We start from the raw sequence: 24,072 nt of genomic DNA on the forward strand, positions 1-24,072 counted from the left end.
AAAATTCCGTTACATTTCAATCTCTTAAGTCTCCTTCGGGAGAATTGATGCATTTGGGCATCCCGAGCTCCAGAAGCATATCGGAAGCAATCGCGCGGAAACCACAGCGGGAAATCGGCGGGGTCACATCGACGTGATAAATGGCTTGTCGTCGGGTAATCCTCCCCATGGTTACGGGGCTGTGCTCGTAGAATTTTCTCGTAGCGTGAGCTGAGGAGATTCGAATGAGGAAAACCCGATTTAGCGAACCGCAGATCATGGCGGTGCTGCGCCAGGCCGAGGGCGGCGTTGCGGTGCCGGAGCTGTGCCGAGAGCATGGGATCAGCAGCGCGAGCTTCTACAAATGGCGGGCGAAGTATGGCGGCATGGATGCGTCCATGATGAGCCAGATGAAGGCTCTGGAGGATGAGAACCGGCGCCTGAAGCGCATTTGCAGATCTGAGCATGCAGGCTGACCTGCTCAAGGAAGCCTTGGGAAAAAGTGACGCGGCCAGCTCAACGCCGCGAGTTGGCCGCGAGGGCGGTGGCGACGAAGGGGGGCTGCATTGCGCTGGCCTGCCGCACATTCGGGGTTAGCGAGACCTGCTTTCGCTACAGCCCGAAGCGCTGTGCCGAGAACGAGACCATCGCCGATCTTCTCGAAGGCCTGACCAGGGCGCACCGGACTTGGGGTTTCGGCCTGTGCTTGTCTCGTATCTGCGCAATGTTCGCGGCCATGCCTGGAACCACAAGCGCGTCCGCCGGATCTATTGCGAGCTGCAGCTGAACCTGCTGATCAAACCAAGGCGGCGGATCAAACGGGAAAAGCCGAACATGCTTATCTTCGCTGCGGCGGGGTGTTGATGCCTCATCTCGAACGCAGTCAGCACATCGCCGCAGCCACGCTGCGCGGCGCGATGGAAGCGGCCTTCGGCGCGTCCGACGCCATCCGGTCGGTCGGACACCTCCTCGCGGAATGGGCGACCAAACGCGATCCGCTCTTTGTAGAGGTCGGGCGCAGACATTTGCGCATCCCCGGTCATCTGTCGGTGTGAGGGCGCGAGCATTATGAACCTCACCGAATATTGCCGGACCTCCGCTCGACTTTCCGACTATCTGCAATGGGCAGCCCTGGTTGGTCCCGGTTTTGTGCTGAAGAAGGACGGCAGTTACCAGAAGACCGCAATTCTCGCGGGCCGGATCTGGATTTTGCTTTCGCCGCCGAACTGGCCGCCGTTGCCGGTCGGATCAATAACGCTGTGCGCTGTCTCGGCTCCGGCTGGCAGATCCTCGTCGAGGTACAGCGCTCCGAGGCTGCGAACTATCCCGACAGCAAGTTTCCAGATCCGGCCTTTGAACCGGTCGATGCCGGACGCAAGTCTGGGTACGAGGAAGCAGGCGCGCATTTCGTGCCGGGCTATTTCCTCACCTTGCGCGATGCGATGGAAACGGCCTTCGGCGCATCCGACGCCGACGCCGACGCCGACGCCGACGCCGACGCCGACGCCGGCGTCTGGGATTGGAACCCGTCACCGGATGATGTCCGGAATCAGAGGCAAAAATACCAGGAATCAAATAGCTGTACGATCAGGTCTTCACGCGCTCTGCTTGCGCTGCTGGCTGCATCAAAAGGAAATATCGGGCAAGCCCGATCCGTGCCTTCCAAGATACCGCGCTGCCAATTTTAGTCATGGTTGTTTCTGGTGCGGGCATGACTGCTCTCTTACCAAGATGCCAGCGCCATGCAGGATTTCCAGGAAGTCAAAATCGCCACGCATTGGACAAGAGATGTACGTGTCAGTGTTTTGTGCGCCGAGGCTGGTGTATGTCGTCCGGAGATCTGGGAATGCGCGTTTCGGGCACCGGGGGCATTGGACCGGAAGAGACCCGGGGGCGGATGGCTGCGTGGCGCAGCGGAGCAGCGGTCAGGTGCGAGATGCGGGGGGCGCGGCAGATGATGGACCTGGGAGACTGGCTCAACGAATACAGTGGGCCGCATTACACATGGTATGTCAAACGACTGAGCGGCAATGACACGCTTGCCAACAAAACGCACCAGGCCGGTCCCTATATTCCCAAAAACTTACTGTTCGACGTCTTGCCCGCTCTCGGTCGGGTTGACGTCGAAAATCCGACCGCCTGGTTCGACGTCTACATCGACAGCCATGCCGATTACCGCCAGATCCGCGCATTCTACTACAATTCAAAACGGTACAAGCAGCAGAGGAACGGGCGCGACGAAACCCGGCTTACGAATTGGGGTGGCTCTGAATCTGCACTGCTCGACCCTGAAAATACCGGCGCGCTGACCATATTCGCATTTGCCCTTGGTCAGGAAGCGGGGCCAAAGTGTCACATCTGGGTATGCCGCCATGAACCTGAGGAAGATCTGGTCGAGGATCGCATCGGTCCCGTCGAGCCTGGCAAAGCATTCATCCAACCGGTTGGCGGCGTGATCCAGGGCGACCTTTTCTCGACAACTGCCTCCGTCCGTGCCAGTTGCTGGCTGACGCCAGCCGAGATTCCTGCTGCATGGCTTTCGAAATTCCCCAGCGGAACCGAGATCATCGCCAGGGCGGCCGGGCTTCAGTCCCATGGCAGCCTGATGCCCGATCTGCGCCTCATGAAACGGCGTGCCTGTGAATATGAAATATTCCGCAGCGTTGAGGAAGCTGTTGAGCTGCCGCTTATCAAAAAGGGCTTCACGGATATTGACGGGTTCGTTTCCCGCGCGCAGACCATTCTCCAGCGCCGGAAGTCGCGCGCCGGCCGGTCACTCGAACTCCATGCCCGTGAGATCTTTTTAGAAGAGAAGCTCGTTGAGGGGATCGACTTCTCGCACCAGCCCGAATCTGAACCGGGGAAATCACCGGATTTTCTGTTCCCGTCAGAAGCGGCCTACAAAGATACGCATTTTCCGGCGGAGAAGCTGCGGATGCTGGCGGTGAAGACCACAATGAAAGACCGTTGGCGCCAGATTCTGAATGAGGCCAATCGTGTGGAACACAAGCACCTGCTGACATTGCAGGAAGGGATCTCGGAAGCCCAGTTCAAAGAGATGGTTGAAGCAAAGGTAACGCTTGTCGTGCCCAAGCCGATAATCGAGAAGTTCCCCGGATCAGTTCAGCCTCACCTGCAAACGCTGGAATCCTTCATCCGCGATATGCGGCTGCTGAGGGCGTGATGGCCGCAGATTTCGAGAAACACTGAAAGTTCGGAAACTGGATTCTTCGGGCCATTCGAGTGCCAGGATGCGGCAGATAAGACATGGGCGCCCCGCGCCACCCGACCAGGGTACACCTTCTTCTATGCAAGACAAAAGAAGCTTGCAGGTGGCTGATCGATCTGATGGCCGGCCTGATGGGCATCATGCTTCTTGCGGCTGGAGGCCGGTGAAGCGGAACTGACGCCCCGTCGCCCGGGAGGGAAGATGGTGCTTCCCGTCGTTTTTCCTGACCGGCAGGGCTTGCAGTTGCGGGAATTTGGGTCGACACCTGTTCGTTGTCAGCGAAATTCCCAAGGAGCGTCTCCCCTATGGCCAGAGATCCCATTGTGCGAGAAGAAGCCGAATCGGACGATACGGAGAGCTCTGCCCGGCGGGATGCACATCAGTTCGGCGCGATCCTGCGCGCCCGTCGACGGGCGCTGGATCTCACCCTGAACGACGTTTCGCAAAAGACCGGTCTCGCCAAAGGGTTTCTCAGCGACATCGAGCGCGACAAGACTTCGCCCTCGGTTGCTTCGCTTGTCAGCCTTTGCGATGCGCTGAGCCTGCCGGTAGGTGATCTTTTTGCGCCTTCGCCGAATGTTCTGGTGCGGGCCGAGGCGCGCCAGCCGATCAAATTCGGCGGAATCGGTGTGTCCGATCATCTTCTCACCCCCAGCCACGGGGTAAAGATGCAAGCGATCTGGTCGGAAATCGCACCGGGGGGAACCGCAGGTGATCAACTTTATGCGCTGCGTTCCGAGGAGGAGCTGGTTCTGGTCATAAGTGGCGATCTTGCCCTGAACATCGAGGGTGAGGAGACGATTCTTCACCCCGGAGATTCGATCAGCTTTGATCCCCGGCGCCTGCACAGCTTTCGTAACCCCTCGTCTTTGCTGCCCACGATTGCCGTATTCATCATGACTCCGCCCCCGGCCTGATCATTTTTTTACGCTTATGAAGAACAAAGTTCGGTATTTGCGAAATTGTTATTGACGAGATCGCCGAACAGCTTCACGTTCTGTAAAAACAGTACAGGGAGCAATTTCATGAATACCCGCCTCAGCAGATGTATGATTCCGGGCAAAGCGACACTGGCAGCGGTGATCGTCGCCGCCGCGTCGCCCCTTGCCGCCCAGAGCGTGCCGGATTTTGCGGCAGACGGCTTCTCGGTCTGCGTTGACCCGACGTTCCCGCCAATGGAATACATGGCGAATGCTGCCGACAAAGAGCCGAGCGGCGTTGATATTGATGTTGCGCGTGCGCTGGCTGCGCATTGGGGCGTTGCCGTCAGCTTTGTCAGCATGGATTTCGCGGGCCTCCTGCCCAGCCTCGAGGCAGGGCGCTGCGACGCGGTGATTTCCGGCACTGTGCTGCGTGAAGACCGCCTGAAGACCTTCAACGCCGTGCCCTATCTTGACACATCCACCGTGCTGATCGCCGGCAAAGGGGCGCCTGCCGTCTCTGATATTGCCGAACTGGCGGGCAAAACCGTCGCGGTGCAATCGGGAACCTCATATCCCGGCCGGATGGAAGCGCTGAATGCCGAGCTGGAAGCTGCGGGCCTTGCTCCGACCAAAATCCAGCAATATCCCAAACAAAGCGATGCGATCCAGCAGCTGCTGGTCGGGCGTGCCGCCTATGTCGTGACCCAGGATACCGAGATCGCCTTCCGCGAGCTGGAAGATCCCGGCAAGTTCGATGTGGTCTTCACCATGCCCGCCGCCGTTTTCGAGCCTTTCTCGGTCTATCTGCGCAAGGATGACGCCGAAACGGCGAAAACCGGCGAGGCGGTGAAGGCTCTGGTTGAGAATGGCGAGCTGCTGAAGATCGTCGAAAAATGGAACCTCTCGCCCTCGCAGCTCAACGGCATCGGCGAGTAATATACTGACAGGGCTACCATGAGTTTTGATGTTTCAACCTTTTGGGAGGCCCTGTTTTCATGGCCCTTCCTGCGCGGCGCGTTGCTGACCCTCGGGTTGACGGTTGCTGCGCATATGACCGCGATCCTGATCGCGCTGCCCCTGGCGGTGGTCCTTAACGGACCACCCTCAATTCTGCGCAAACTGATCACCGCCTATGTCGGTTTTTTCCGGGCAGTTCCGACACTGCTGCAATTGCTGTTCGTCTGGAACGCCCTGCCGCAGATCTTCCCGATTTTTCGTGAGGAATGGTTCACGCCCTTCCTTGCAGCATGGATTGCGCTTTCGCTGAATGAATCGGCCTATCAGGTCGAGATCAACCGATCTGCGCTTTCGGCAGTGGATAACGGGCAGATGGCGGCGGGCCAGGCCATCGGCCTGAAGAAATCGCATATCTACCGCTATATCATGATGCCTCAGGCGCTGCGGGTGGCTCTGCCGCCGACGATGAACGAATTCATCACGCTGCTGAAGCTGACCTCGCTGGCCTCGATCATCTCGCTCCAGGAGCTGATGACCGTCACCCAGATCAATGTCGCCCGGACCTTCCAGTTCTCGGAATATTACGCTGTGGCGCTGACCTGGTATCTGGTCATGGTCTATTGCCTGATGGGGCTGCAGAAACTGGTCGAGCGCCGCTTCCGCTGGTCAAGCCGCACCGAGGCCGCCGTGCTGGCCGAAACCCGCCGCAGCAGGGGGTGGTAAGAAATGATCAGCCTGAAAAACGTCAATAAGAACTACGGCGCCTTTCATGCGCTGAAAGATGTCAGCCTTGATATCGCCCAGGGTGAGAAGGTGGTGATCTGCGGCCCGTCGGGGTCAGGGAAATCCACGCTGATCCGTTGCGTGAACCATCTTGAGCCGCATGACAGCGGCGAAATCCGGCTTGATGGGCTGGAGGTGGGGGCACCAAAAGATGTGCTGAAGGTCCGGCGGACTGCAGGCATGGTGTTCCAGAATTTCAATCTTTTCCCGCATCTCACCGTGCTGGAAAACTGCATCCTCGCACCAAAGCTCGCCAGCGGGGTGAGCGACCGCGAGGCGCGGAAGATGGCAGAGGAATACCTCGCCCGGGTCCATATCCTGGATCAGGCCTGGAAATATCCGATCCAGCTCTCGGGCGGCCAGCAGCAGCGGGTCGCCATCGCGCGGGCGCTTTGCATGAAGCCGAAGGTCATGCTGTTTGACGAGCCGACATCGGCGCTTGACCCGGAAATGGTCGGCGAAGTGCTGGATGTGATGGGCGAGCTGGCGGCCGAAGGCATGACCATGATCTGCGTCACCCATGAGATGGCGTTTGCCCGCAAGGTCGCGGACCGCGTTGTCTTTATGGATGCCGGACGCATCATCGAAGTGGCCCCGCCCGAAGAGTTCTTCGCCACGCCGAAATCGGATCGCGCGCGCGCCTTCCTCTCACAGATCTCGCATTGACCGTCAGATTGACTGGCAGGGGCCGCGCGCTCCCGGCAATGCTTAATACCCCAAGGAGAATGACATGGCTGATTTCGACATCGAACAGGCCAAAAAGGATGTGGGCCGCTGGTACTGGCATGGTATCCCGACCTTCTTCCGCTGCGACTGGAACGAAGATCCCGCTGCGGCCGATATCGCCCTGATCGGCGTGCCGCACAGTTCCGGCAATGGCTCGACCGAGCGTGACCAGCATCTCGGGCCGCGCGCGGTCAGGAATATCTCGGCCCTTTATCGCCGCAGCCATGGCCGCTTTGGGATCACGCCCTGGGATCTCGTCACCATCAATGATGCCGGTGACACGCCGCTGCCCGAAGCGATGAACAATGACGTCTCGGTTGAGCATATCGAGGCCTATGCCGCGCAGTTCGAGAAAGCCGGCACCCGCGTTGTCGCCATGGGTGGCGATCACTCGATCACCGGACCGCTGGTCAAGGCCTGCGCCGGCGCGCATTCCTCGCTGACCGGGGGGCAAAAGGTCGCGCTGGTGCATTTTGACAGCCATACCGACACGCTGATGCATCTGCCGCACTGGCTGGGCAATAAGCGCTCGGCGGCGCATTGGGGCGCTTATCTGGTCGAGGAAGGCCATGTCGACGCCTCCAAATCGACCCAAATCGGCATCCGCGCGAATGTCGGAACCGCCGGCTCGCTGAACACTTCGGACGAACTGGGCTACCGGATCGTCGGCATGGATGAGGTTGAGGAAATCGGCTGGAAAGGCGTGGTCGAGATCCTGCGTGAGCGGATCGGCGATACCCCGGTTTACATCACCTTCGATCTGGACAGCCTCGACCCCTGCGACGCGCCCGGGGCCTCGAACCTGGAGCCGGGCTATCCCGGCATCCGCATCGGCGAGGCCGTCCGTATGCTCCAGGGCCTCCGCGGTCTGAATGTGGTCGGTGGTGACGTGGTCTGCCTGATCCCGACCAAGGACAACCCGAACAAGATCACCGCGCAGAATGCCATGGTCGTCATGTTCGAGATGCTCTCGCTGATGGCCGACTATATCCACACCAACCGCTGAGACTTGGCATGCATATCCCATCGAAGGCAGAGGTCGTCATCATTGGCGGCGGTATTGCCGGCTGTTCGATCGCCTATCACCTGACGAAGCTTGGCATCACCGACGTGGTGTTGCTGGAGCGTAAACAGCTCACCTGCGGCACCACCTGGCATGCTGCCGGGCTGGTGACGCAGCTGCGCGCGTCGCAGCGGATGACCGAGCTGGCGCAATATACCGGCGAGCTGTTTGGCCGGCTGGAAGAGGAAACCGGTCAGGCCACCGGATTCAAGCGCAATGGGTCTCTGCGTCTGGCAAAAACCCATGCGCGCTATGAAGAGCTGGCGCGCGGCGCTTCGATGGGACGCAACTTCGGGCTGCCGGTCGAGGCGCTGACACCCGAAGCCGTAAAGGAACGCTGGGACCCGATCTCGACCGAAGGTCTGGTCGGCGGATTCTGGTTCCCCGATGACGGCCAGGTGAACCCCGCCGATGTGACCATGGCCTATGCCAAAGGTGCAAGGATGGGTGGCGCCAAGATCCTTGAAGGCGTCACCGTCACCAGAATTCTGCACGAGAACGGCCGCGCCTCTGGCGTGATGACCGAATTCGGCCCGATCGCCGCCTCGAAGGTGGTGATTACCGGCGGTATGTGGTCGCGCGATCTGGCCGCAGATATCGGTGTCACCCTGCCATTGCATGCGGCCGAGCATTTCTATGTCGTGACCGAGGCAATCCCCGAGCTCAAGCGCGATCTGCCGGTCATGTTCATGGCCGATGAGTGGAGCTATTACAAAGAAGACGCCGGCAAGCTGCTGGTCGGCTTTTTCGAGCCGGGCGCCAAACCCTGGGGTCAGAAAGGTATCGCGGAAAGCTTCTGCTTCGACGCGATTCCCGAAGATATCGAACATATCTCGCCCTATCTTGAAATGGCGATGGAACGGGTGCCGGTGCTGCAAAAGACCGGGATCCAGCTGTTCTTCAACGGCCCGGAAGCCTTTACGCCCGACAACCGCTATCACCTCGGCGAGACCGCCGAGATCAGCGGGCTGTTTTCGGCCACCGGCTTCAACTCGATCGGCATTCTGTCCTCGGGCGGGGTCGGCAAATCGATGGCCTCCTGGATCGCCGATGGTCATCCGCCGGTTGAGCTGATCGATGTCGATGTGCGCCGGACGCAGAAATTCCAGCGCAACCGCAAGTATCTCGAAGACCGCTCTGTCGAGACCATCGGCACGCTTTTCGACATGCACTGGCCGGGCAAGCAGTTTGAAACCGCGCGGGGCGTGCGGCGCTCTCCCTTCCATGACCGGATGCTGGAAGCGGGCGCCTTCATGACCGAGCTGGCAGGTTGGGAACGGCCCGGCTTCTTCGGCACGCCCGAGGAACTCGCGAATATCGACTATTCCTACCACCAGCCCAGCTGGTTCCCGAATGTCGCCGCAGAATGCCGCAATACAGCCGAGAATGTCTCGGTCTTCGACTATAGCTGCTTCGTGAAATACCGTGTCGAAGGGCCGGATGCGCTGTCAGCGCTGAACCAGATCTGCGCCGGAAACTGCGATGTCGAGGCCGGCAAGATCGTCTATACCCAATGGCTGAACCCGCGGGGCGGGATCGAGGCCGATGTGACGGTGATCCGTGTCTCTGAAACCGAGTTCCTTGTGATCACGGTGGCAGTATCGCAGCGCCGCGACATCAGCTGGTTCCGCCGCAATCTGCCCGAAGGTGCACGCGTCCATATCAGCGACATCACCTCGGCCACGCCGATGCTGGCAGTGATGGGACCGAAATCGCGCGAACTGCTCACGCGGATCTCGCCCGATGACTTCTCGAACGACGGTTTCCCCTTCGGCACCTCGCGCGAGATCGATCTTGGCTATGCAAGGGTGCGCGCAAGCCGCCTGACCTTTGTTGGTGAACTTGGCTTTGAGCTGCTGATCGATGCGGAATTCGCAGGCCATGTCTGGGAGGTGCTGGCGGAAGCCGGCAAGGATCTCGGGCTGAAACCCGCCGGCTATTTCGCGCTGAACTCGCTCAGGATGGAAAAGGGCTACCGGCACTGGGGCCATGACATCGGTGAAGAAGACACGCCCTATAACGGCGGTCTCGGCTTTGCTGTGGCGCTGGAGAAGGAAGGTGGCTTCATCGGTCGCGATGCGCTGCTGGCGCAAAAGGCCGAAGGCACCGTACGCCGTCGCCTCGTACAGGTTCAGCTGGAAGGCGGTGCCGACGCGCCGATGCTCTTCCATTACGAGCCGTTGACCCGCAACGGGGAACTGGTCGGATCGGTGATGTCGGGGGCTTACGGTCACCGTGTCGGCGCCTCGCTAGGCCTCGCCTATGTGTCGCATCCCGAGGGCGTCAAACGGGAATGGCTTGAGACAGGCACCTGGGAGGTCGAGGTGGCAATGAAGCGCTATCCGGCACGGGTACAGTTCGGTCCCTGGTATGATCCTAGCGGTTCGAAAATCAAAAGCTGAGCGACCACACCGCGCTGGTGTTAAAAAATGGCCGCATCAGAAGGGCATTGTCCTGATGTTCCCCTAGCCAAATTGGGGGCATGCCACGCTTTCGATCTCGGCGGTGCCGGAGCTGTCACGTAAGTGTTCCGGCCTGTCGCTGAATTGGGCCCCCTGGCGTCTGAACGCCAGGGGGCTTTTGCCTGTCAGGGCAAAAGGCCGGCGGCGCGGGGTAAAGCAGCTATTGATGACCCGGAAGATGGTGGTATCGGCCTGAGGTCGGGTCTCCCAGATGCGGTGCAAGATCAGCCCGGCCCTGATGGTCAGGCAGAAAGTCGCGCTGGTCGCGGCAGCATAACTGTCAGCCTTGCGCCTCATCGCGCCTGAACTCGTCTGTGAATTCCGCTCCCGGGATCCTGTCCGCCTTGCTTCCGAAATTTCCGGGCAAGGCGTCTGCAACTCCTGGGGCTATCGGGCTACCGTTTCCTGTGCTTCTTCGGTCCAGACCCTGAACCTGGTCAGCAGATGCGGGCCGAAAGAATGGATCAGCGGGATATCGGTCGCGTCCCGGCCGCGCGCAATCACCACCCGTCCGATGCGGGGTTCGTTATGGCGGGCGTCGAGGGTGAACCAGCGATCCTCCAGCCAGACCTCGCACCAGGCGTTAAAATCCATCGGCGCCGGATTGTCCGGCACACCGATATCGCCGAGATAGCCATTGGCGTAGCGTGCCGGGATATTCATGCAGCGGCAGAGCGTGATCGCGAGATGCGCAAAATCACGGCAGACACCGACCCGCTCCTGCCAGGCCTCCGAGGCGGTACGGGTGGCGCGCGCATGCTCATATCCGAAAGTGAGGTGCCGGTTCACATGGTCAAAGATCGCCCGCACCCGCGTCCAGCCCGGCGCCACATTGCCGAACAACTCCCAGGCCTTTGCCATCATGAGATCGGTCTCACAGTAGCGGCTGGCCAGGAGATGACCAAGCACCTCGTCTGGCAAGGCGCTGAGCGGGCATTCCCGTGCCGTCTCATCCCAGTGGTCCGGCCGGCCGTCCACCTCGACCAGGCTGTCGCGTGACAGGCGCAGGGCACCGGCGGGTGCTGTCAGTCGCAGACAGGAATTGCCATAGGGGTCGGCATAGGTCCGGTTGGGGACAGAGCGTGAAACCTGCAGCCCGCTGGTTCTGATGATGCTCCCGGCGAAATCCGGATGTGGATCCAGCAGCGCGATCACCTCTGTCGGCTGATCGCAGGTGATCTCGATCTCGTAACCCAACCTGATAAGCACATTCATACTCCTCACTTGAGGCAGGATGAACGCCTGCGGGCGAGACAGGTTCCGACAGGCAGAGCCGCGACAGGGGCATGTCTGATCATCCGTGGCAAAGACCCGCCGTTGCCGGTGACCTGTCCGGAACCTTGATCCGGAGGAGATGTTACCTCTGCACGAGTGTTTTGCGTAAAAGGAGAGAATACCATGGACCATACCAGACATATCCGCCTGAACGACACGGAACTGACCGAGGCCGTGCTGAACGGGGCTACCATCTATGGCCCCGGCGACGAGAAGATCGGCCATGTTTCTGAAGTGCATGGCCAGGGTGCCGGGGCGCAGATCATCGTCGATGTCGGCGGCTTCCTTGGTATCGGCGCCAAGCCGGTCGCTGTCCCGGCGCGTGACCTCGATTTCATGCGTGACGAGAGCAATGCCGTCCATGCAGTGACCCGCTGGACCAAGGACGAGCTGAAGGCCCTGCCGGAGCATCGCCACTGATCGCCTGGGAAATGGCTGCCGTCCGCCCGGGCAGGGCGGGCGGCTTCACATAGGGAGAACCCCATGAAAACGCTTCAGGATGCCTTTGAGCATACGTTGCAGGATATCTACTGGGCCGAGACCGCTTTGCTCAAGGCGCTGCCGAAAGTTTCAAAATCGGTGAATAATGCCGAGTTGAAGCGCGCCTTCGACGATCACCTTGCCGACACGAAAGGCCATATCGCCACGCTGGACAAGGTGTTCAAATCCATCGGACAAAAGGCCGCCGGCGAGAAATGCGATGCCATGGCCGGGCTGTTGAAAGAGACAGACGGGCTGATCGCAGAGGCCGAGGGCCATGCGCTGGATGTGGCGCTGATCGGTGCGGCCCAGGCCATCGAGCATTACGAGATTGCCCGCTACGGGACCTTGCGGGAATGGGCGAAGGTGCTGGGCCATGACGAGGCCCATACCCTGCTCAGTTCCATCCTCGATGAGGAAAAGGCCGCCAATGCACGTCTCACCGCGCTTGCGGTGATGGCCGTGAACGAGGCGGGCAAGAAGCAGAAGTGATCCTGCGCAGGGCGGCCCGGTCATATCCGGGCCGGCCTTTTCAGGTCAGCGCCGGACCGCGCGCGCGCCCCAGATCAGAATGCAGGCCCCCACGGCGCCGGCAACCAGATAGCCAAGCCAGCCCCCGAAAGAGACGCCCAGCAGGCCAAAGAGGAACCTTGCGATTGCGGCCCCGACGATGCCGAGCAGCACATTTGCGAAAATCCCGGTATCGGATTTCATGAAACCCGATGCGATCCAGCCGGCGAGGCCACCGATGATGATGGCTGCGATCCAGCCGATGCTTTCATTGTCCATTCGTCTCTCCTGTTGGACTGGTGCCGCGACGCCCAGGGGGGGGTGTTCCAGACAGGGCGGCTTTTCCGGAAACGCATTGGCGCCCGTCGGGTTCCCAGAGGTATCGGCTTGCCTCGCGAGATCCCCGGGCGATCCGCCAATTGCGGGATCTTCGAGGGGTAAGAGCGGATGCAAAGCCGCATTCGCCGTCTGAGGCTGGATCAGCGATAGCGGAAGATCCCGGCATCGGGATCGGGCGTGCCGGCAATAGCGGCGGCGACGATCTGCGCTCCGATGACCGAAAAAGTGATGCCATTGCCGCCAAACCCCATAACCGCAAAGGCGCGCTCGAACCCCGTCACCCGGTCGATGATCGGCAGCCCGTCCTCGGTGACACTGAACGGCGCCGACCAGGTACAGGCCGGCCTGCCGATCTTCACCCCGGTCAGATCGCGTAGCTTCTTCGCAATGATCTTTGCCTTTTTCGCCAGCTTCTTCGGATCGGCATTGGCGTCGCATGCATCTTCATCCTCGCCGCCCGCGATCACGCGCCCGGCCTCATCGGTGCGGAAATAGAGATACGGATCGGCAGCCTCCCAGACGATGGTGTCGCGCATCCAGCCGGGCAGGGAGCTGAGCGGCGCAGAGGCCAGTGCCCAGGTCGAGGTGACATGATGCGATTTCGTCTTCATCTGCGGCAGGTATTCATAGCCGGTGCAGAACACCGCATGGCCGGCCACCAGAACCTCGCCCGCCCGTGTTGCCAGCGCGATACCGCCGGGCAGTTCCGCAATATCGGTGATCTCGACCGGCGAGACGATCTGGGCCTTGCGCGACAGGGCCACCTGCAAAAGCCCCGCCGTCAGCTGGGCCGGATTGGCCGAGGCCGAGGCATCGGACCAGATCGCCGCAGGGCGGTCGATGCCATAGCGCTCCATCAGATCGGCGCGTCTGAGGTATTCGGCGCGGATGCCGATCTCTGCGCGTGCCTTTGCCTCATTCGACAGCGCTCTTGCGCCCAGATCATTGCCCGCCAGATAAAGCGCGGGCTTGGCGCGCATCTGGCAGTCAAGCTTCAGCTCTCCGGCCAGCGTGATCAGATCGTCAACCGCGCGGACCGACCGCAGCAAGGCCCGGTCGGCATGATCCTTGCCGATCTTCCGGCGCAGCCGCGTCAGCGGCACGTCGATTTCATGCTGGATCATCGCCGTGGAGGCCGGGGTGGAGCCGCGCACCGGTGGCCGCCGGTCCAGGATCAGCACCGATTTCCCGGCTTTTGTCAGCGCCTCGGCAACCAGCGCGCCCGAGATGCCCGCCCCGACCACGATCACGTCGAAACGGTCACGGGTCAGGTCTGCCTGTGCCGCAACCGTCGAATGCGGCGTCTTCACCCAGAAGGGTGTGCCGGTCCGCAGATCATCCTTGCGGGTCTTCGCCTTGTGCTTTGCCATGATGCGCCGTCCTTCAGCTGTTGCCCCGGATGTACCGCGTCTTTCGCCGGTCCTGCCTGCCGCGCCCCGGAACGGGCAGGACGACGACCCTCGCCGAACAGGCAAGCGCGATACCGTCCGCCGCCAGTGGCTCATAGGCCGGATCGCCAATGTCGGGCCCGCCGGCTGCCATATGGCGCAGGCTGACCGCACCCTCGCGCGGCGGGGCACCGGAGGCTGCCCATCTCCGGCAACAGGAGCGCCGCCATTGGCGCGACGCGAGGCAGCGCGCGCAGCTCGATATGGGGATTGCGCGCCAGCATGTCACCGATGCGCCCGCGCCAGGCCTCGTCCCGCGTGACCTGCAACAGGAAGTGGTCCGGATCATTGTGGCGCCTTGCAGGGTCGGAATGGCCATGGGGCGCCAGCGCGCGCGGCGGCTGGGCGGAGGGGGGCGATGTAGAAATCCCCGGCGCGCAATAAAGACCCGCATTGGTGGGACAGACGATCTTCTCCGCCCTCGGCGTCATGGCCCTGCCAGTCATGCAAGATCACGCAGCCCCGCCTCGCGCGCCCAGTAACGGCGCTTTGCGGTGTCGGGCAGATCCTCCCACGGGCCGATGCCCGCGCCGTCCTTGATCCCGGCGCGGGTCAGGATCACCGCCGAACCCTTGCAATGGCCGATGGCTTTGAGATGGGTGAAAGCATCCATCACAAAGCCGATGGCAGCGCTGTCTTTCGCCAGCTTTTCTGCCTGATCGGGCATCAGGATCATGGCGATGGCATCGAACAGCACCGATGGGCTGCCTGCAAGCTGGCCGTCCGGGGTGATGCTGCCGCCTTTGAGCTTCAGCGGGCCGACCTTCGGCGCAATGGTAAAGACCGTGCCGCCTTCGGCCTCGATGGCCCTGGTCAGTTTGTCGATGCCCTCCTTGTCCGACCCTTCGGCGATCAGAAGGCCGATCTTGCGGCCCTTCAGCGTCTCGTTCCAGTTTTTCTGGATCGACAGCGCGTCCGAAGGATCAAGATCCAGCGGCGCGTGGAAGGGTCTGGCAGGCTCTGGCAGCCCGATCCCCAGCCCGTCCGCCACGCGCGTGCCGAGATCTTCGTCGATCACCCGCAGATGCGACAGAATCCGCGCGCGTACATGGCCAAGCCCCACCTTCGACAGTTCGAAGACGAAGGCCGAGGCGATATGCGCCTGTTCATTTTCCGTCATCGAGCGCCAATACATACGCGGCTGGCTGTAATGATCGCCAAAGCTCTCGGCGCGGATCCGCAGCTTTTCACCCGCAACCTCCTGCGGGGCGGTGACAAAACCCGCAGCGCCGGCGCGCGGACCTGGGTTCTCGCCGGCCTGATCGAGGCTGTTCGGCTCGTAATTCGCGCGGCCCTGCGGCACGGCGGTCTGCATCAGCCCGTCGCGCATCATATTGGCATAGGGGCATTTCGGCGCATTCACCGGGATCTGGTGAAAATTCGTCGTGCCCAGCCGTGATTTCTGCGTGTCGAGATAAGAGAACAGCCGCCCCTGCAGCAGCGGATCATCGCTGAATTCGATCCCCGGCACAATGTTCGAAGGCAGGAAGGCCGCCTGTTCCGTCTCGGCGAAATGGTTGTCGGGGTTGCGGTTCAGGGTCATGCGGCCGATCACGCGCAGCGGCACCACCTCTTCGGGGATGATCTTTGTGGGGTCGAGCACGTCATAGGGCAGGCTGTCAGCCAGGGTCTGATCGAAGACCTGCACCGCGAAATCCCATTCGGGGAAATCGCCTGCCGCAATCGCCTCATAAAGGTCGCGGCGGTGATAGTCATTGTCGGCGCCCTGGAGTTTCGCGCTTTCGTCCCAGATCAGCGACTGGGTGCCCAGAACCGGGCGCCAGTGGAACTTGACGAAACGCACCTCGCTTTGGGCATTCACCAGTTTGAAGGTGTGAACGCCGAAGCCCTCCATCATCCGCAGGCTGCGCGGAATGGCGCGGTCAGACATCGCCCAGATCACCGTATGCAGGCTTTCGGGCATCAGCGAGATGAAATCCCAGAAGGTATCATGCGCCGAAGCCGCCTGCGGATAGCCCTTGTCGGCCTCCATCTTCACCGAATGGATCAGGTCCGGAAACTTGATCGCGTCCTGTATGAAGAAGACCGGGATATTGTTGCCGACCAGATCCCAGTTGCCCTGATCGGTATAGAATTTGACCGCAAAGCCCCGCACATCGCGCGGCGTATCGACCGATCCGGCCCCGCCCGCGACCGTGGAGAACCGTGCGAAGACCGGCGTTTCCTTGCCTTTCTCTGCAAACAGGCTGGCGCGGCTGAAGTCCGGGATCGGATCGGTGCAGGTGAAGACCCCATGCGCGGCCGAGCCTCGGGCATGAACGATGCGCTCGGGGATGCGTTCATGGTCGAAATGGAAGATCTTCTCGCGCAGCAGGAAATCTTCGAGAAGCGTCGGCCCCCGGGCACCCGCGCGCAGCGAGTTCTGGTTGTCGGAAACCGGAATGCCATGATTCGTCGTGAGAGCCTCGCCGCCGCGCTGCTGTGTCTCTCCGGAATTTCCGGTGGCCGTGTCATAGGATTTGCGTGCCATCTGTCCTGCCTTTCAAAGGTGGGAAAGTGTGGCGCCGGGCAGTGACGTCAGAGGCCCGTGGTGCCGTCTCGGTCACCTGGGTGGGGCGCCTCATTACCGCGTCGTTCCTCTGCGGTTTATCGGGGCACGCCATTCAGACGCGCCCCGGGCCGGTCTTCTGCCGATCAGATGCGGTAGCTGAACCCGCCCCAGATGCGGTTCTCGTCGCGATGACGGCCCCCACGTACCGCGCCGGCGACGGCGGCGGCACCGGCCACCAATGCGGCGGCGGTCAGCAGGAAGGCGGTCAGGATCGCGCTTTTACGTGCGGTCTCGGCTGCGGCGATGGCGGCCTCTTCCGCCTCTTTGGCCAGACGCCCGGCCTCGGCGCGCGCCTCCGCGACGGCGGCCTCTGCTTTCGAGCGTGCCTCCTGGACCGCCGTTACGGCCTGATCCACGCGGGCCTCAACCTCGGCCTCGGTTTGTCCGGTACGACGCGCGACGGCGGCGATCAGGAAGGCACGATCACCGTCCGAGATCTCGCCTGTCCGCATCACATTGCCCAGGACTACGCCGCTTTGCCGTGCGAGCTCCGCGTCATCCATCGATGGCGTGCCGGGCGAGGTGGTGCCGTCGGCCTGCTGCACGCCCTGACGAATGCCGTCGACCCCGGGGCGCATAAGGGTGCTGTTTATGTAATCCATCAGCCCTTCATCGGCATCGTCGGGCATAGCTGCACCCACAGCCTGGGTGACGCCCTGGATCGCGCCTCCTGCAACCGCTCCTGCGCCCTGGACCACACCGCCCACTGCCGATCCGGCAGCCGTCGCAGCCGTCCCGACCGCCGAAGCGGCGCCGCTGATGGCACCTGCGGCAATCCAGGTCGTGACCAGCATTCCCAGACCCCAGACGACGAGGCCATTGATGCCGTCGCGTGCCGACACCTCATCGGCGGTTGCGTCATCGACCCGCCGCCGCATCCGGCCCGCGATATAGCCGCCGGCCAGATAGCTTACGACCAGCGAGATCACGAGCCAGATGGCCGTGACGACCAGCCAGAGATTGAGAGATCCTTCGCCGGGCTCGGCCGAGATCGTTGACAGACCCAAAGCAGCGCCAAAGGCGGTGAAAAGCCCGCCGATCGCGGCTGCAACCACCGTGCCGCCGAGAATGGCAGCCCAGTCTATGTAGGAGCCTGTGACGTCGCGGCGCGGTGCCGCAGCGGATGTCATGGTTTCTGTACGTTCCATTCCGGCCCCTCCTCAGCGCAGGCCAAGAAAAGACAGGATCGCCAGAACCACGACCACAAGGCCTACCAGATAGATGATGCTGTTCATGAACGTCCCTCCCGAAAGCGCCTGTGCAGGCGATTGAATACAAACTGATGAGGCGGCAGGGGATCGGGTGCCGCATCCTGAGAGGAACGTGAAAGATGTAGTCCGGTTCCGTCTATGCCGGGGGTGGCCGGGACAAAGCGGCGTCAATCCGCCAGGCCTGCGGTTTTCGTCCTGGCTCAGGTCACCCGCCCGCGCCCGATTTTCTGAGCGGAATCGCAGGGAGACCGGAGGCCGAAAGTGCATGAGCCGCGCACCAGGGAAAAGTTACCGTCTCCTGGGCGGGCGTTGGAAGCCGTGGATGCGCTGATCCTTACCGGCGGCCTCGCCAACAACCGACAACTGCGTTGGCCTGATCTGCTCTCGCGGATTTAGAATTTGATCGTATCTGAAATGGTTTACGTTCTCCCCGACAATCATGACTATTGTCACTTCCGCATCGATGGCAACGATGTGCTTTGCGGACTGGTTGAAGATGCAGGGAAGAACCGGGCGCAGAAGAGAGTGCTGGAAATCGGCGGTGTCATGTTCATTTGCGCCACGTTTCGGACCGACTTCCGGCTGCTCGGGAACAGGATTTCCGCTCGTAGGGCCCCAGAACAGTCAGGAATATGAGGGATATCACTCGCCAGAGAACCTGGTGGTGACCCTCATCACCGGATATCGCGCTGACGGGCGACCGTGATCGCCGCAATGCTCTGACGCGCAGGAGGCGCTTTTGAACGACATCCCACTGCGCGATCCCCGCCCGGTCCCGGCCTGATTGCAACCATCAACCAATTCATCGGCGGGGCTGCGACCGCGCTGCTGGCCGTGTTCTCGGGTCGCGCGATGTATCACGCGGGCAAAGTCCGGGCCCGGCGCCGGCCGATCAGGCCCTGTGACCTGATCTGGGAAATCCCGACCGCTGTTGGCATGGCCATCGCGGGGAATGCGCTCGGCGCCGACATGGGCCAGCCGGAACGGGTGATCAGCGGGCGCAGCTGGAGAAATTGCAGCCGAGACCGTGATATCCCACCCCCGCTCTGGTGGGGGCGGGGTGAGCCGTGATCGCTGACAGGACATTGACAGCGAAAGGTAAAGGTAACGGGTGCACCGAAAAACATGGCGAAAACCGGAAGTTTGGATCCGGAACCTGTGTGGCCGTTTCTGCATGGCGGGCGCGTCCGCACGGCAAAAATACGAAAGCCCGACGGGCTCTCGCACCGACGGGCTTCAGCGGTTAATTCCGCTTAACTCGTAAAATCTCAATGACACAACTATTTACGCAACGTGCGGGTAATGCCGCCAACTGATTAAACAACAAGATTACAATCGGTTACTCACTATGTGGCCTTGATAGCTGCAACGCCGCCGCGACGATAGACGGCGAGATTGCGTAGGTAATTTTGCCTGTATCCCGCCGGCCGCCGCGCCGGGCTTTTCCCATCATGGAGATCGCCATGACCGAGGCACTCTTTGTCGCGATCCGACCGCTGTTTGGCGGCAGCCTGAAACAGGCGCAGGTGGATGGCGTGAACGCCGTCCTTGCCGCCGCCAAGACCCTGCCGCGCAGCTTCCGCGTCTGTATTCTCGCGACGGCTTACCACGACACGGCGCAGACCGCGCAGCCGATCCGGGAATATGGGCGCGGCAAGTGCAGGAAATACGGCACAGTCGACCAAGCCAGCAAGGCGGGCTATGGCCGGGGCTGTTTCCAGCTCATCTGGCGCGAGAACTATCAGCGCGCAGATCGCGCGCTCGGGTTATCGCGCGCTATCTCGCCCGGGCACTGGTGATCTATGGGTTGCTCGAGCATCGCGACGCCCGGGCGCCTGAACCGGATCTCGCCATCCTGATCGGGGCCATAACCGAAGGGGCCTGTGCGCTGGTCCGGAGCTTTGGATGGGCGACATGATCCGCGCCATCCCCGGGCTGCGCTCTGTCCGTTCCAGGCTCTGAGCAGACTGATCACCGCAGGCGTCTGGATTGCGAAGTCCTCGGTCTAAGGCCGGTGGCTTTTACGTGGGGGATTCGCGGCAAGTGTTCCCGACTAAACTACCAAGTGGTCATGGATGTCGGAGAGTCGAACCACTAACTCTTTGGTTCTATTGGCAGGGGCAGCAGGGTTCGAACCCGCGACCTACGGTTTTGGAGGCGGCTGCGTTGCGTTGGATTAAATAGATACTTTTCCCAACCGCGTCAATTCCGCCTCTATACCAATCAATGGGTTACAAGGTTTCTCCCAACCGAGAATTATCCGCACCCCGCGCCGATCAGCCGCGCTCCATTCACCATAGCCGGTAATCCAGGGCACGTTTCGTCGCAACGCACGGGCCACAGCCCGGCGAAGTGTAGATGATGATCATCGTGATCTCACTGATCCTGTGATTGGCTTTTGCGCAGCCAGCCATCGCCGGCTGGCCCGGTATGAACGGGGTCAATGATGGTCGACTGTGGGCGCCCGCGCTTACCGCAGACGAGGCAAAGCATCCGGTCGAATACCTCAGGCCGGATGTTCAGCCGATCCTGCTGCCATGCATCAGGGACATCCTGAGCGAGGATCTTGCGGTAGTGACCGCATCGGCAAGTCAGGTGGAGATGGTGAGCGAACATGCAGGAACATTTGCGGAACATTTGCCGATTCTGCAAATCACAAAATCAGCGACACCCCGCATCGATCAGCGCGATCAGCCGGGCCCCGCTGACCACCGCCCGGTCATCCGGTGACACCGCCAAGGCGGCCGCATGATCGGCCCGCGCCGCCCTCGACCCATCACAGATTGCGTCACCGCTGGTTGGCGTCCCGCTCGCGCAGCCAGCGGCGAGCAGCGTCAGGGTCATTGCCGATATCAGGCGCATCATCCATTCCTTTCCGGGTGCGCGCATAGGCCTCTGCGGCCTCCAGCGCGGTCTGTTGCTTTGCGCTCGCCCGGCCCCGCCACCACACTGCCAGCAGGGCCAGCAGCAAGGCGACGGGCTTCCAGAGCGCGGCGAGAATTGCGCGGATCACGGACGTGCCCTCGGGTTGGAGGTATAGGGCCGCGCCGATCCGGCCCGCTGCTGCGCGATCACCAGCGCCAGCAATGGGGCGCTCCGGAGCATCCACCCCTCGATCACCACCGGGTCACCACCGCACAGCCAGCCGATCAGCGTGGCCACCGGCGGCACAAGGCCGGGATCTGAGGCGACGGCCGCTACCACGCTCACCACGATATCCAGCGCGATCACCAGCGAAGGCAGGATCCCGAGCCAGAAGCTCCGGGTCCAGAGAATGAAGATCGGGCGCATGTCAGGCTCCTTTCAGAGAGGCGAGGCAAAGGCGCTGCTCATCGGCCCGCCGGTTGGTCAGGCCTCTGACCACCTTGCCGCCGGCCTTGTTCCATTTCGGAAGCTCGTTGCAGGCGGCCACCCAATCCCCGGCATTGGCTCGCTTTGCCAAGGTGGAGCTGCAGGCCGCGCCGGCGCCGACATTGTATGTCCAGCTGGTCAGCGCGACCTGGACGCCCTGAGGCTGCTGCGAGAGCGTAGGGACGCATTTGACCAGCTGGGCATAATACCCGGCGAGCGAGGCGGTCAGCATGCCGAGGCATTGCTTCGGGGTGTAGCTGTCCCCTTGCTTCACTCCCTTGGTCTCGCCGTAACAGACGGTCCAGACGGCCGGGACAGCGATGCGGTCGAGATAGGCTTTTGTCCGTTCGCCCTCCCAGTGTGCGACGAAGATCGCGGCTGCGGCCAGCATGGCGGTGAGGCCGCCGGTGGCAGAGAATTTCGGGCGCGCACGGAAAAGCGTACCGATCCGGGCCAGAAGCCCGGTCAGGAACTGGATCATGTCGATCTCCTTATGGGTGGATGTGAAAAAGCCCCGCTGGATGGCGGGGCGAAGTTGATATGCCGCTTTTCTCTAAGTGTAATTCGCCGCAGATCTATGAAAATCAGTGGTAGTTGGCGAATTCACGACGATGCGATGAGGCGCATGATTAGAGGAGAGCTTCGCTGATATTTTACGTCATTACTTTCTGCTCGTGAGTTGCGCCTGGGTGGTATCCTCTATTTCTCGATAAGATAAATGGTATACCTTATCAGTTTATTGCGCTGAAAAGAATTCTGTTGTGCTCGTCGCGCCCTCTCAATATTCCCTCACAACTCGCAAATATTTCTTTGTTGTTTCGCGTCAAGAAATCATCGAGGTCTGCAGCAATCGCTTGCACGGCAGATCGGCATTTTTTAATCAGCTCGGCGTGCCGTTTTTCTGAAATCACTTCATTGTCACTATCGTCCGAAGGCGAGACGACAAAACTATCTGGGGTAAAATTTACGCTTATGTTCATGGACTCATCCAGAGATGATAAGTCTTTGGAACTGATAGATGGATCCGGATTCATTGCATTAATCATCTTCATTACCACGTCATCAATTAGATCCCTGTGTAATGTTCCGACTTTTACGTCTGTATCATATTTTGCAACCAAAGCCGCCCGCGAGAGAACGTCGTATCCGCTCACCCAGTCTACACCGAAGCCGTAGACATAATGGTTTATTTCGCCTTTACGTCTTCCCTTTGAGTATCTGACAAGAATTTTAAAGTTTAGGCCCGCGCGATATGCGGCATTGAATTTACTAGTCTTTATTGATCTTCTGGGGAGATTACCTGCTGACTTCAGTTTCCTAAATAGTGGAATTATCAACTGATCTTCGACCAGCATTGGGTGTAGTTCGTGCGTCAGTCTAAGTGTTTGGTCTCCACTTCTTCGGGCGAACTTGTCGATAATTTCTGCCTGTCCAGACGTTAACACATTTACGACGCAATGAGCCGCAAAGTATTCTTGAAATGACCTGTGAATATAGGAGTAAGTGTCTCCTTCTTTAACTATTAAGTTAACAGACTCCAATAGGTCGTGTCGGATATCCTCGACGGAGACAGAAATATTGGCGATACTTTTTGACTTTTCAATGGATGATATGAATTCATCCCCATTTAGGCTTGGTTTGATTTCAAGATAAGTAAGGAGAGAGAATGCGGAGAAAACCCTCTTAAATCTCAGCTGGTCAAGCGACTTCTGCCGACTGAAAGCCTCCTTGAGCGCATCATGTCTGCCATACAAAGTTGAAAAGCAATTCTCGTAGAAGGAGCTGAGTCTTGTGGGGATTTCTGCGTTGTCCCTGAATGTAAGGAGCATCATTAGTGAAAGCAGCGGGTTTGACAAAAAGCTTTTGTGCTTTATGAAAAACCTCTCGTTGGCAATTTTCTGAAACGCTTTTTTTGACGCCTGTTCGAATGGGACCTTATCTATTAGTTGCTTGAACTGGTCGTAATCAAATGGATCTGCCTTAAATACATAAAACTCTACCCAAGCGGAAAATCGATCATCTGGTCGGCCAGATACAACAAAACCGCATTTTGGGAACGATCGGGACATTAGCAATATTTGCGCTTCGAGCTCTTCTCTCTTCGAGCGGGACACCTCATCGAAGCCATCGAAAAGAAATACAAATAGACCTTTCTCGCAAAATTTTCTAAATACGGTTTCGTCAAGATCCAAGCTGCCAAAAATGGCTGCCCTTATAAAGCTGGTCATATCATAAGAGGATAAAGAGTTAAGTCTTCTGAGCTCAACCAAAACGGGAACTTTCCCCGATTTTCGCTTAACTACTTCCAACCATACGTGCCTCATCATGAAGCTTTTTCCTGCGCCTCCGTGACCCGAAAGGACGCACCGCTTTCCAGCAACCACTGAGGCCATCACATCGTCGTCTTTATAGGACGTACCTGCGCATGTAAAATTAGAAGGCGTATATATACTTGTGAAGTTAATTGGACGATCTCCACCGGTTATTATTTTAACCTTGGAGAGGTTTTCGTGTATTGAGAGGATATGGTCCTCGAAATCAGTGAAAAATCTTGCCCTAAGAGATCGTAGTACGTCGGACGCTCCATTAAGTGCGCTTGCGCAAGCATCTTTAACAAGTCGTACTGATGCGTCCGCCGCTATTGCATTTATATCAATTTCACTCAAAGTTTTTCCCTCTTTGTAATGGTTTTCTCTCGGAATTAAGAGACAGAAGAATCGGAGCGGGTTCCCCGAAGAATCACCACCGTAGAAGGGATTTGCAT

At 60.0% G+C, this 24,072-nt stretch carries 23 protein-coding genes and 1 pseudogene; 14 read left to right on the forward strand and 10 right to left on the reverse strand.

What is annotated here, in order from left to right; genetic code table 11:
• Positions 1 to 224: 224 nt before the first annotated feature.
• Positions 225 to 819, forward strand: a pseudogene (locus tag M3484_RS20625) (transposase); the annotation flags it as partial.
• Here M3484_RS20625 and M3484_RS24070 read toward each other — a convergent pair.
• The gene (locus tag M3484_RS24070; protein ID WP_249499104.1) at positions 747 to 1,004 is read right to left on the reverse strand and encodes a hypothetical protein; all 258 of its coding nucleotides are present in this window, start codon (positions 1,002 to 1,004) and stop codon (positions 747 to 749) included. The pseudogene M3484_RS20625 and the gene M3484_RS24070 overlap by 73 nt on opposite strands.
• Before the next feature lie 96 nt (positions 1,005 to 1,100).
• Here M3484_RS24070 and M3484_RS20635 point away from each other — a divergent pair, with 96 nt between their 5' ends.
• The 9 genes from M3484_RS20635 (at position 1,101) to M3484_RS20670 (ending at position 10,062) form a co-directional block, all read left to right on the forward strand.
• Positions 1,101 to 1,667, forward strand: coding sequence for a hypothetical protein (locus tag M3484_RS20635; protein ID WP_249499042.1), 567 nt, complete (start codon positions 1,101 to 1,103; stop codon positions 1,665 to 1,667).
• Positions 1,555 to 2,013: a hypothetical protein gene (locus M3484_RS24075; RefSeq protein WP_502942494.1), complete on the forward strand. Its 459-nt coding sequence runs from the start codon at positions 1,555 to 1,557 to the stop codon at positions 2,011 to 2,013. Before M3484_RS20635 ends, M3484_RS24075 begins: the two co-directional genes overlap by 113 nt.
• A complete protein-coding gene (locus tag M3484_RS20640) occupies positions 1,937 to 3,163 on the forward strand; it encodes a type II restriction endonuclease (RefSeq protein WP_502942495.1) in 1,227 nt (408 codons plus the stop codon). The genes M3484_RS24075 and M3484_RS20640 overlap by 77 nt, the downstream gene beginning before the upstream one ends.
• 350 nt (positions 3,164 to 3,513) lie before the next feature.
• Positions 3,514 to 4,125 carry a cupin domain-containing protein gene (locus tag M3484_RS20645; RefSeq protein WP_092899066.1) on the forward strand — a complete coding sequence of 204 codons (612 nt, stop codon included), beginning with the start codon at positions 3,514 to 3,516 and terminating at the stop codon, positions 4,123 to 4,125.
• A gap of 108 nt (positions 4,126 to 4,233) precedes the next feature.
• Positions 4,234 to 5,067, forward strand: a complete 834-nt coding sequence (locus tag M3484_RS20650) for a transporter substrate-binding domain-containing protein (protein ID WP_249499044.1) — start codon at positions 4,234 to 4,236, stop codon at positions 5,065 to 5,067.
• Positions 5,068 to 5,085: 18 nt separating this feature from the next.
• Positions 5,086 to 5,811: an amino acid ABC transporter permease gene (locus tag M3484_RS20655; protein ID WP_216279358.1), complete on the forward strand. Its 726-nt coding sequence runs from the start codon at positions 5,086 to 5,088 to the stop codon at positions 5,809 to 5,811.
• 3 nt (positions 5,812 to 5,814) lie between these two features.
• On the forward strand, positions 5,815 to 6,537 hold the full coding sequence (locus tag M3484_RS20660) for an amino acid ABC transporter ATP-binding protein (RefSeq protein ID WP_092899064.1): 723 nt from the start codon (positions 5,815 to 5,817) through the stop codon (positions 6,535 to 6,537).
• Positions 6,538 to 6,601: 64 nt separating this feature from the next.
• A complete protein-coding gene (locus M3484_RS20665) occupies positions 6,602 to 7,603 on the forward strand; it encodes an arginase family protein (protein WP_092899062.1) in 1,002 nt (333 codons plus the stop codon).
• 8 nt (positions 7,604 to 7,611) lie between these two features.
• A complete protein-coding gene (locus tag M3484_RS20670; RefSeq protein ID WP_249499045.1) occupies positions 7,612 to 10,062 on the forward strand; it encodes a GcvT family protein in 2,451 nt (816 codons plus the stop codon).
• Positions 10,063 to 10,509: 447 nt separating this feature from the next.
• Here the strand turns inward: M3484_RS20670 and M3484_RS23845 are convergent, their stop codons facing one another.
• Positions 10,510 to 11,331 carry a transglutaminase-like domain-containing protein gene (locus M3484_RS23845; protein ID WP_249499046.1) on the reverse strand — a complete coding sequence of 274 codons (822 nt, stop codon included), beginning with the start codon at positions 11,329 to 11,331 and terminating at the stop codon, positions 10,510 to 10,512.
• A 189-nt stretch (positions 11,332 to 11,520) separates the two neighbouring features.
• Here M3484_RS23845 and M3484_RS20685 point away from each other — a divergent pair, with 189 nt between their 5' ends.
• A complete protein-coding gene (locus M3484_RS20685) occupies positions 11,521 to 11,817 on the forward strand; it encodes a PRC-barrel domain-containing protein (RefSeq protein WP_092899056.1) in 297 nt (98 codons plus the stop codon).
• A gap of 63 nt (positions 11,818 to 11,880) precedes the next feature.
• On the forward strand, positions 11,881 to 12,369 hold the full coding sequence (locus M3484_RS20690) for a YciE/YciF ferroxidase family protein (protein ID WP_249499047.1): 489 nt from the start codon (positions 11,881 to 11,883) through the stop codon (positions 12,367 to 12,369).
• Positions 12,370 to 12,414: 45 nt separating this feature from the next.
• On the opposite strand, the gene M3484_RS20695 is transcribed toward M3484_RS20690, so the two are convergent.
• The 4 genes from M3484_RS20695 to M3484_RS20710 all read right to left on the reverse strand — a co-directional run bounded on the left by M3484_RS20695 (position 12,415) and on the right by M3484_RS20710 (position 17,894).
• Positions 12,415 to 12,666 carry a GlsB/YeaQ/YmgE family stress response membrane protein gene (locus tag M3484_RS20695; RefSeq protein WP_249499048.1) on the reverse strand — a complete coding sequence of 84 codons (252 nt, stop codon included), beginning with the start codon at positions 12,664 to 12,666 and terminating at the stop codon, positions 12,415 to 12,417.
• A gap of 200 nt (positions 12,667 to 12,866) precedes the next feature.
• Positions 12,867 to 14,096, reverse strand: coding sequence for an NAD(P)/FAD-dependent oxidoreductase (locus tag M3484_RS20700; RefSeq protein WP_249499049.1), 1,230 nt, complete (start codon positions 14,094 to 14,096; stop codon positions 12,867 to 12,869).
• Between the two features lie 520 nt (positions 14,097 to 14,616).
• A complete protein-coding gene (locus tag M3484_RS20705) occupies positions 14,617 to 16,665 on the reverse strand; it encodes a catalase (protein WP_249499050.1) in 2,049 nt (682 codons plus the stop codon).
• Between the two features lie 164 nt (positions 16,666 to 16,829).
• A complete protein-coding gene (locus tag M3484_RS20710; RefSeq protein ID WP_249499051.1) occupies positions 16,830 to 17,894 on the reverse strand; it encodes a hypothetical protein in 1,065 nt (354 codons plus the stop codon).
• A gap of 1,526 nt (positions 17,895 to 19,420) precedes the next feature.
• Here M3484_RS20710 and M3484_RS20715 point away from each other — a divergent pair.
• Both M3484_RS20715 and M3484_RS20720 read left to right on the forward strand, forming a co-directional pair.
• Complete coding sequence (locus M3484_RS20715) at positions 19,421 to 19,756, forward strand: hypothetical protein (protein ID WP_249499052.1); 336 nt, start codon at positions 19,421 to 19,423, stop codon at positions 19,754 to 19,756.
• 592 nt (positions 19,757 to 20,348) lie between these two features.
• Positions 20,349 to 20,687, forward strand: coding sequence for a hypothetical protein (locus M3484_RS20720; protein ID WP_249499053.1), 339 nt, complete (start codon positions 20,349 to 20,351; stop codon positions 20,685 to 20,687).
• 58 nt (positions 20,688 to 20,745) lie between these two features.
• On the opposite strand, the gene M3484_RS20725 is transcribed toward M3484_RS20720, so the two are convergent.
• From M3484_RS20725 to M3484_RS20740, 4 genes are all read right to left on the reverse strand, one after another.
• Complete coding sequence (locus M3484_RS20725) at positions 20,746 to 20,970, reverse strand: hypothetical protein (protein WP_249499054.1); 225 nt, start codon at positions 20,968 to 20,970, stop codon at positions 20,746 to 20,748.
• Positions 20,967 to 21,248, reverse strand: a complete 282-nt coding sequence (locus M3484_RS20730) for a hypothetical protein (RefSeq protein WP_249499055.1) — start codon at positions 21,246 to 21,248, stop codon at positions 20,967 to 20,969. Before M3484_RS20730 ends, M3484_RS20725 begins: the two co-directional genes overlap by 4 nt.
• Before the next feature lies 1 nt (position 21,249).
• Positions 21,250 to 21,789, reverse strand: coding sequence for a lysozyme (locus M3484_RS20735; RefSeq protein ID WP_249499056.1), 540 nt, complete (start codon positions 21,787 to 21,789; stop codon positions 21,250 to 21,252).
• A 250-nt stretch (positions 21,790 to 22,039) separates the two neighbouring features.
• Positions 22,040 to 23,974, reverse strand: coding sequence for an NACHT domain-containing protein (locus M3484_RS20740; protein WP_249499057.1), 1,935 nt, complete (start codon positions 23,972 to 23,974; stop codon positions 22,040 to 22,042).
• Positions 23,975 to 24,072 lie beyond the last annotated feature (98 nt).

The sequence above is a fragment of the Pseudomonas sp. GX19020 genome, assembly GCF_023371075.1.
Classification (GTDB): Bacteria; Pseudomonadota; Alphaproteobacteria; order Rhodobacterales; family Rhodobacteraceae; genus Pseudogemmobacter.

Coding starts and splice junctions, on each gene's coding strand:
- M3484_RS24070 (WP_249499104.1), bottom strand. CDS start 1,004: ATGTCTGCGCCCGACCTCTACAAAGAGCGGATCGCGTTTGGTCGCCCA.
- M3484_RS20635 (WP_249499042.1), top strand. CDS start 1,101: ATGGGCAGCCCTGGTTGGTCCCGGTTTTGTGCTGAAGAAGGACGGCAG.
- M3484_RS20640 (WP_502942495.1), top strand. CDS start 1,937: ATGGACCTGGGAGACTGGCTCAACGAATACAGTGGGCCGCATTACACA.
- M3484_RS20645 (WP_092899066.1), top strand. CDS start 3,514: ATGGCCAGAGATCCCATTGTGCGAGAAGAAGCCGAATCGGACGATACG.
- M3484_RS20650 (WP_249499044.1), top strand. CDS start 4,234: ATGAATACCCGCCTCAGCAGATGTATGATTCCGGGCAAAGCGACACTG.
- M3484_RS20655 (WP_216279358.1), top strand. CDS start 5,086: ATGAGTTTTGATGTTTCAACCTTTTGGGAGGCCCTGTTTTCATGGCCC.
- M3484_RS20660 (WP_092899064.1), top strand. CDS start 5,815: ATGATCAGCCTGAAAAACGTCAATAAGAACTACGGCGCCTTTCATGCG.
- M3484_RS20665 (WP_092899062.1), top strand. CDS start 6,602: ATGGCTGATTTCGACATCGAACAGGCCAAAAAGGATGTGGGCCGCTGG.
- M3484_RS20670 (WP_249499045.1), top strand. CDS start 7,612: ATGCATATCCCATCGAAGGCAGAGGTCGTCATCATTGGCGGCGGTATT.
- M3484_RS20685 (WP_092899056.1), top strand. CDS start 11,521: ATGGACCATACCAGACATATCCGCCTGAACGACACGGAACTGACCGAG.
- M3484_RS20690 (WP_249499047.1), top strand. CDS start 11,881: ATGAAAACGCTTCAGGATGCCTTTGAGCATACGTTGCAGGATATCTAC.
- M3484_RS20695 (WP_249499048.1), bottom strand. CDS start 12,666: ATGGACAATGAAAGCATCGGCTGGATCGCAGCCATCATCATCGGTGGC.
- M3484_RS20700 (WP_249499049.1), bottom strand. CDS start 14,096: ATGGCAAAGCACAAGGCGAAGACCCGCAAGGATGATCTGCGGACCGGC.
- M3484_RS20705 (WP_249499050.1), bottom strand. CDS start 16,665: ATGGCACGCAAATCCTATGACACGGCCACCGGAAATTCCGGAGAGACA.
- M3484_RS20710 (WP_249499051.1), bottom strand. CDS start 17,894: ATGGAACGTACAGAAACCATGACATCCGCTGCGGCACCGCGCCGCGAC.
- M3484_RS20715 (WP_249499052.1), top strand. CDS start 19,421: ATGACCGAGGCACTCTTTGTCGCGATCCGACCGCTGTTTGGCGGCAGC.
- M3484_RS20730 (WP_249499055.1), bottom strand. CDS start 21,248: ATGCGCCCGATCTTCATTCTCTGGACCCGGAGCTTCTGGCTCGGGATC.
- M3484_RS20735 (WP_249499056.1), bottom strand. CDS start 21,789: ATGATCCAGTTCCTGACCGGGCTTCTGGCCCGGATCGGTACGCTTTTC.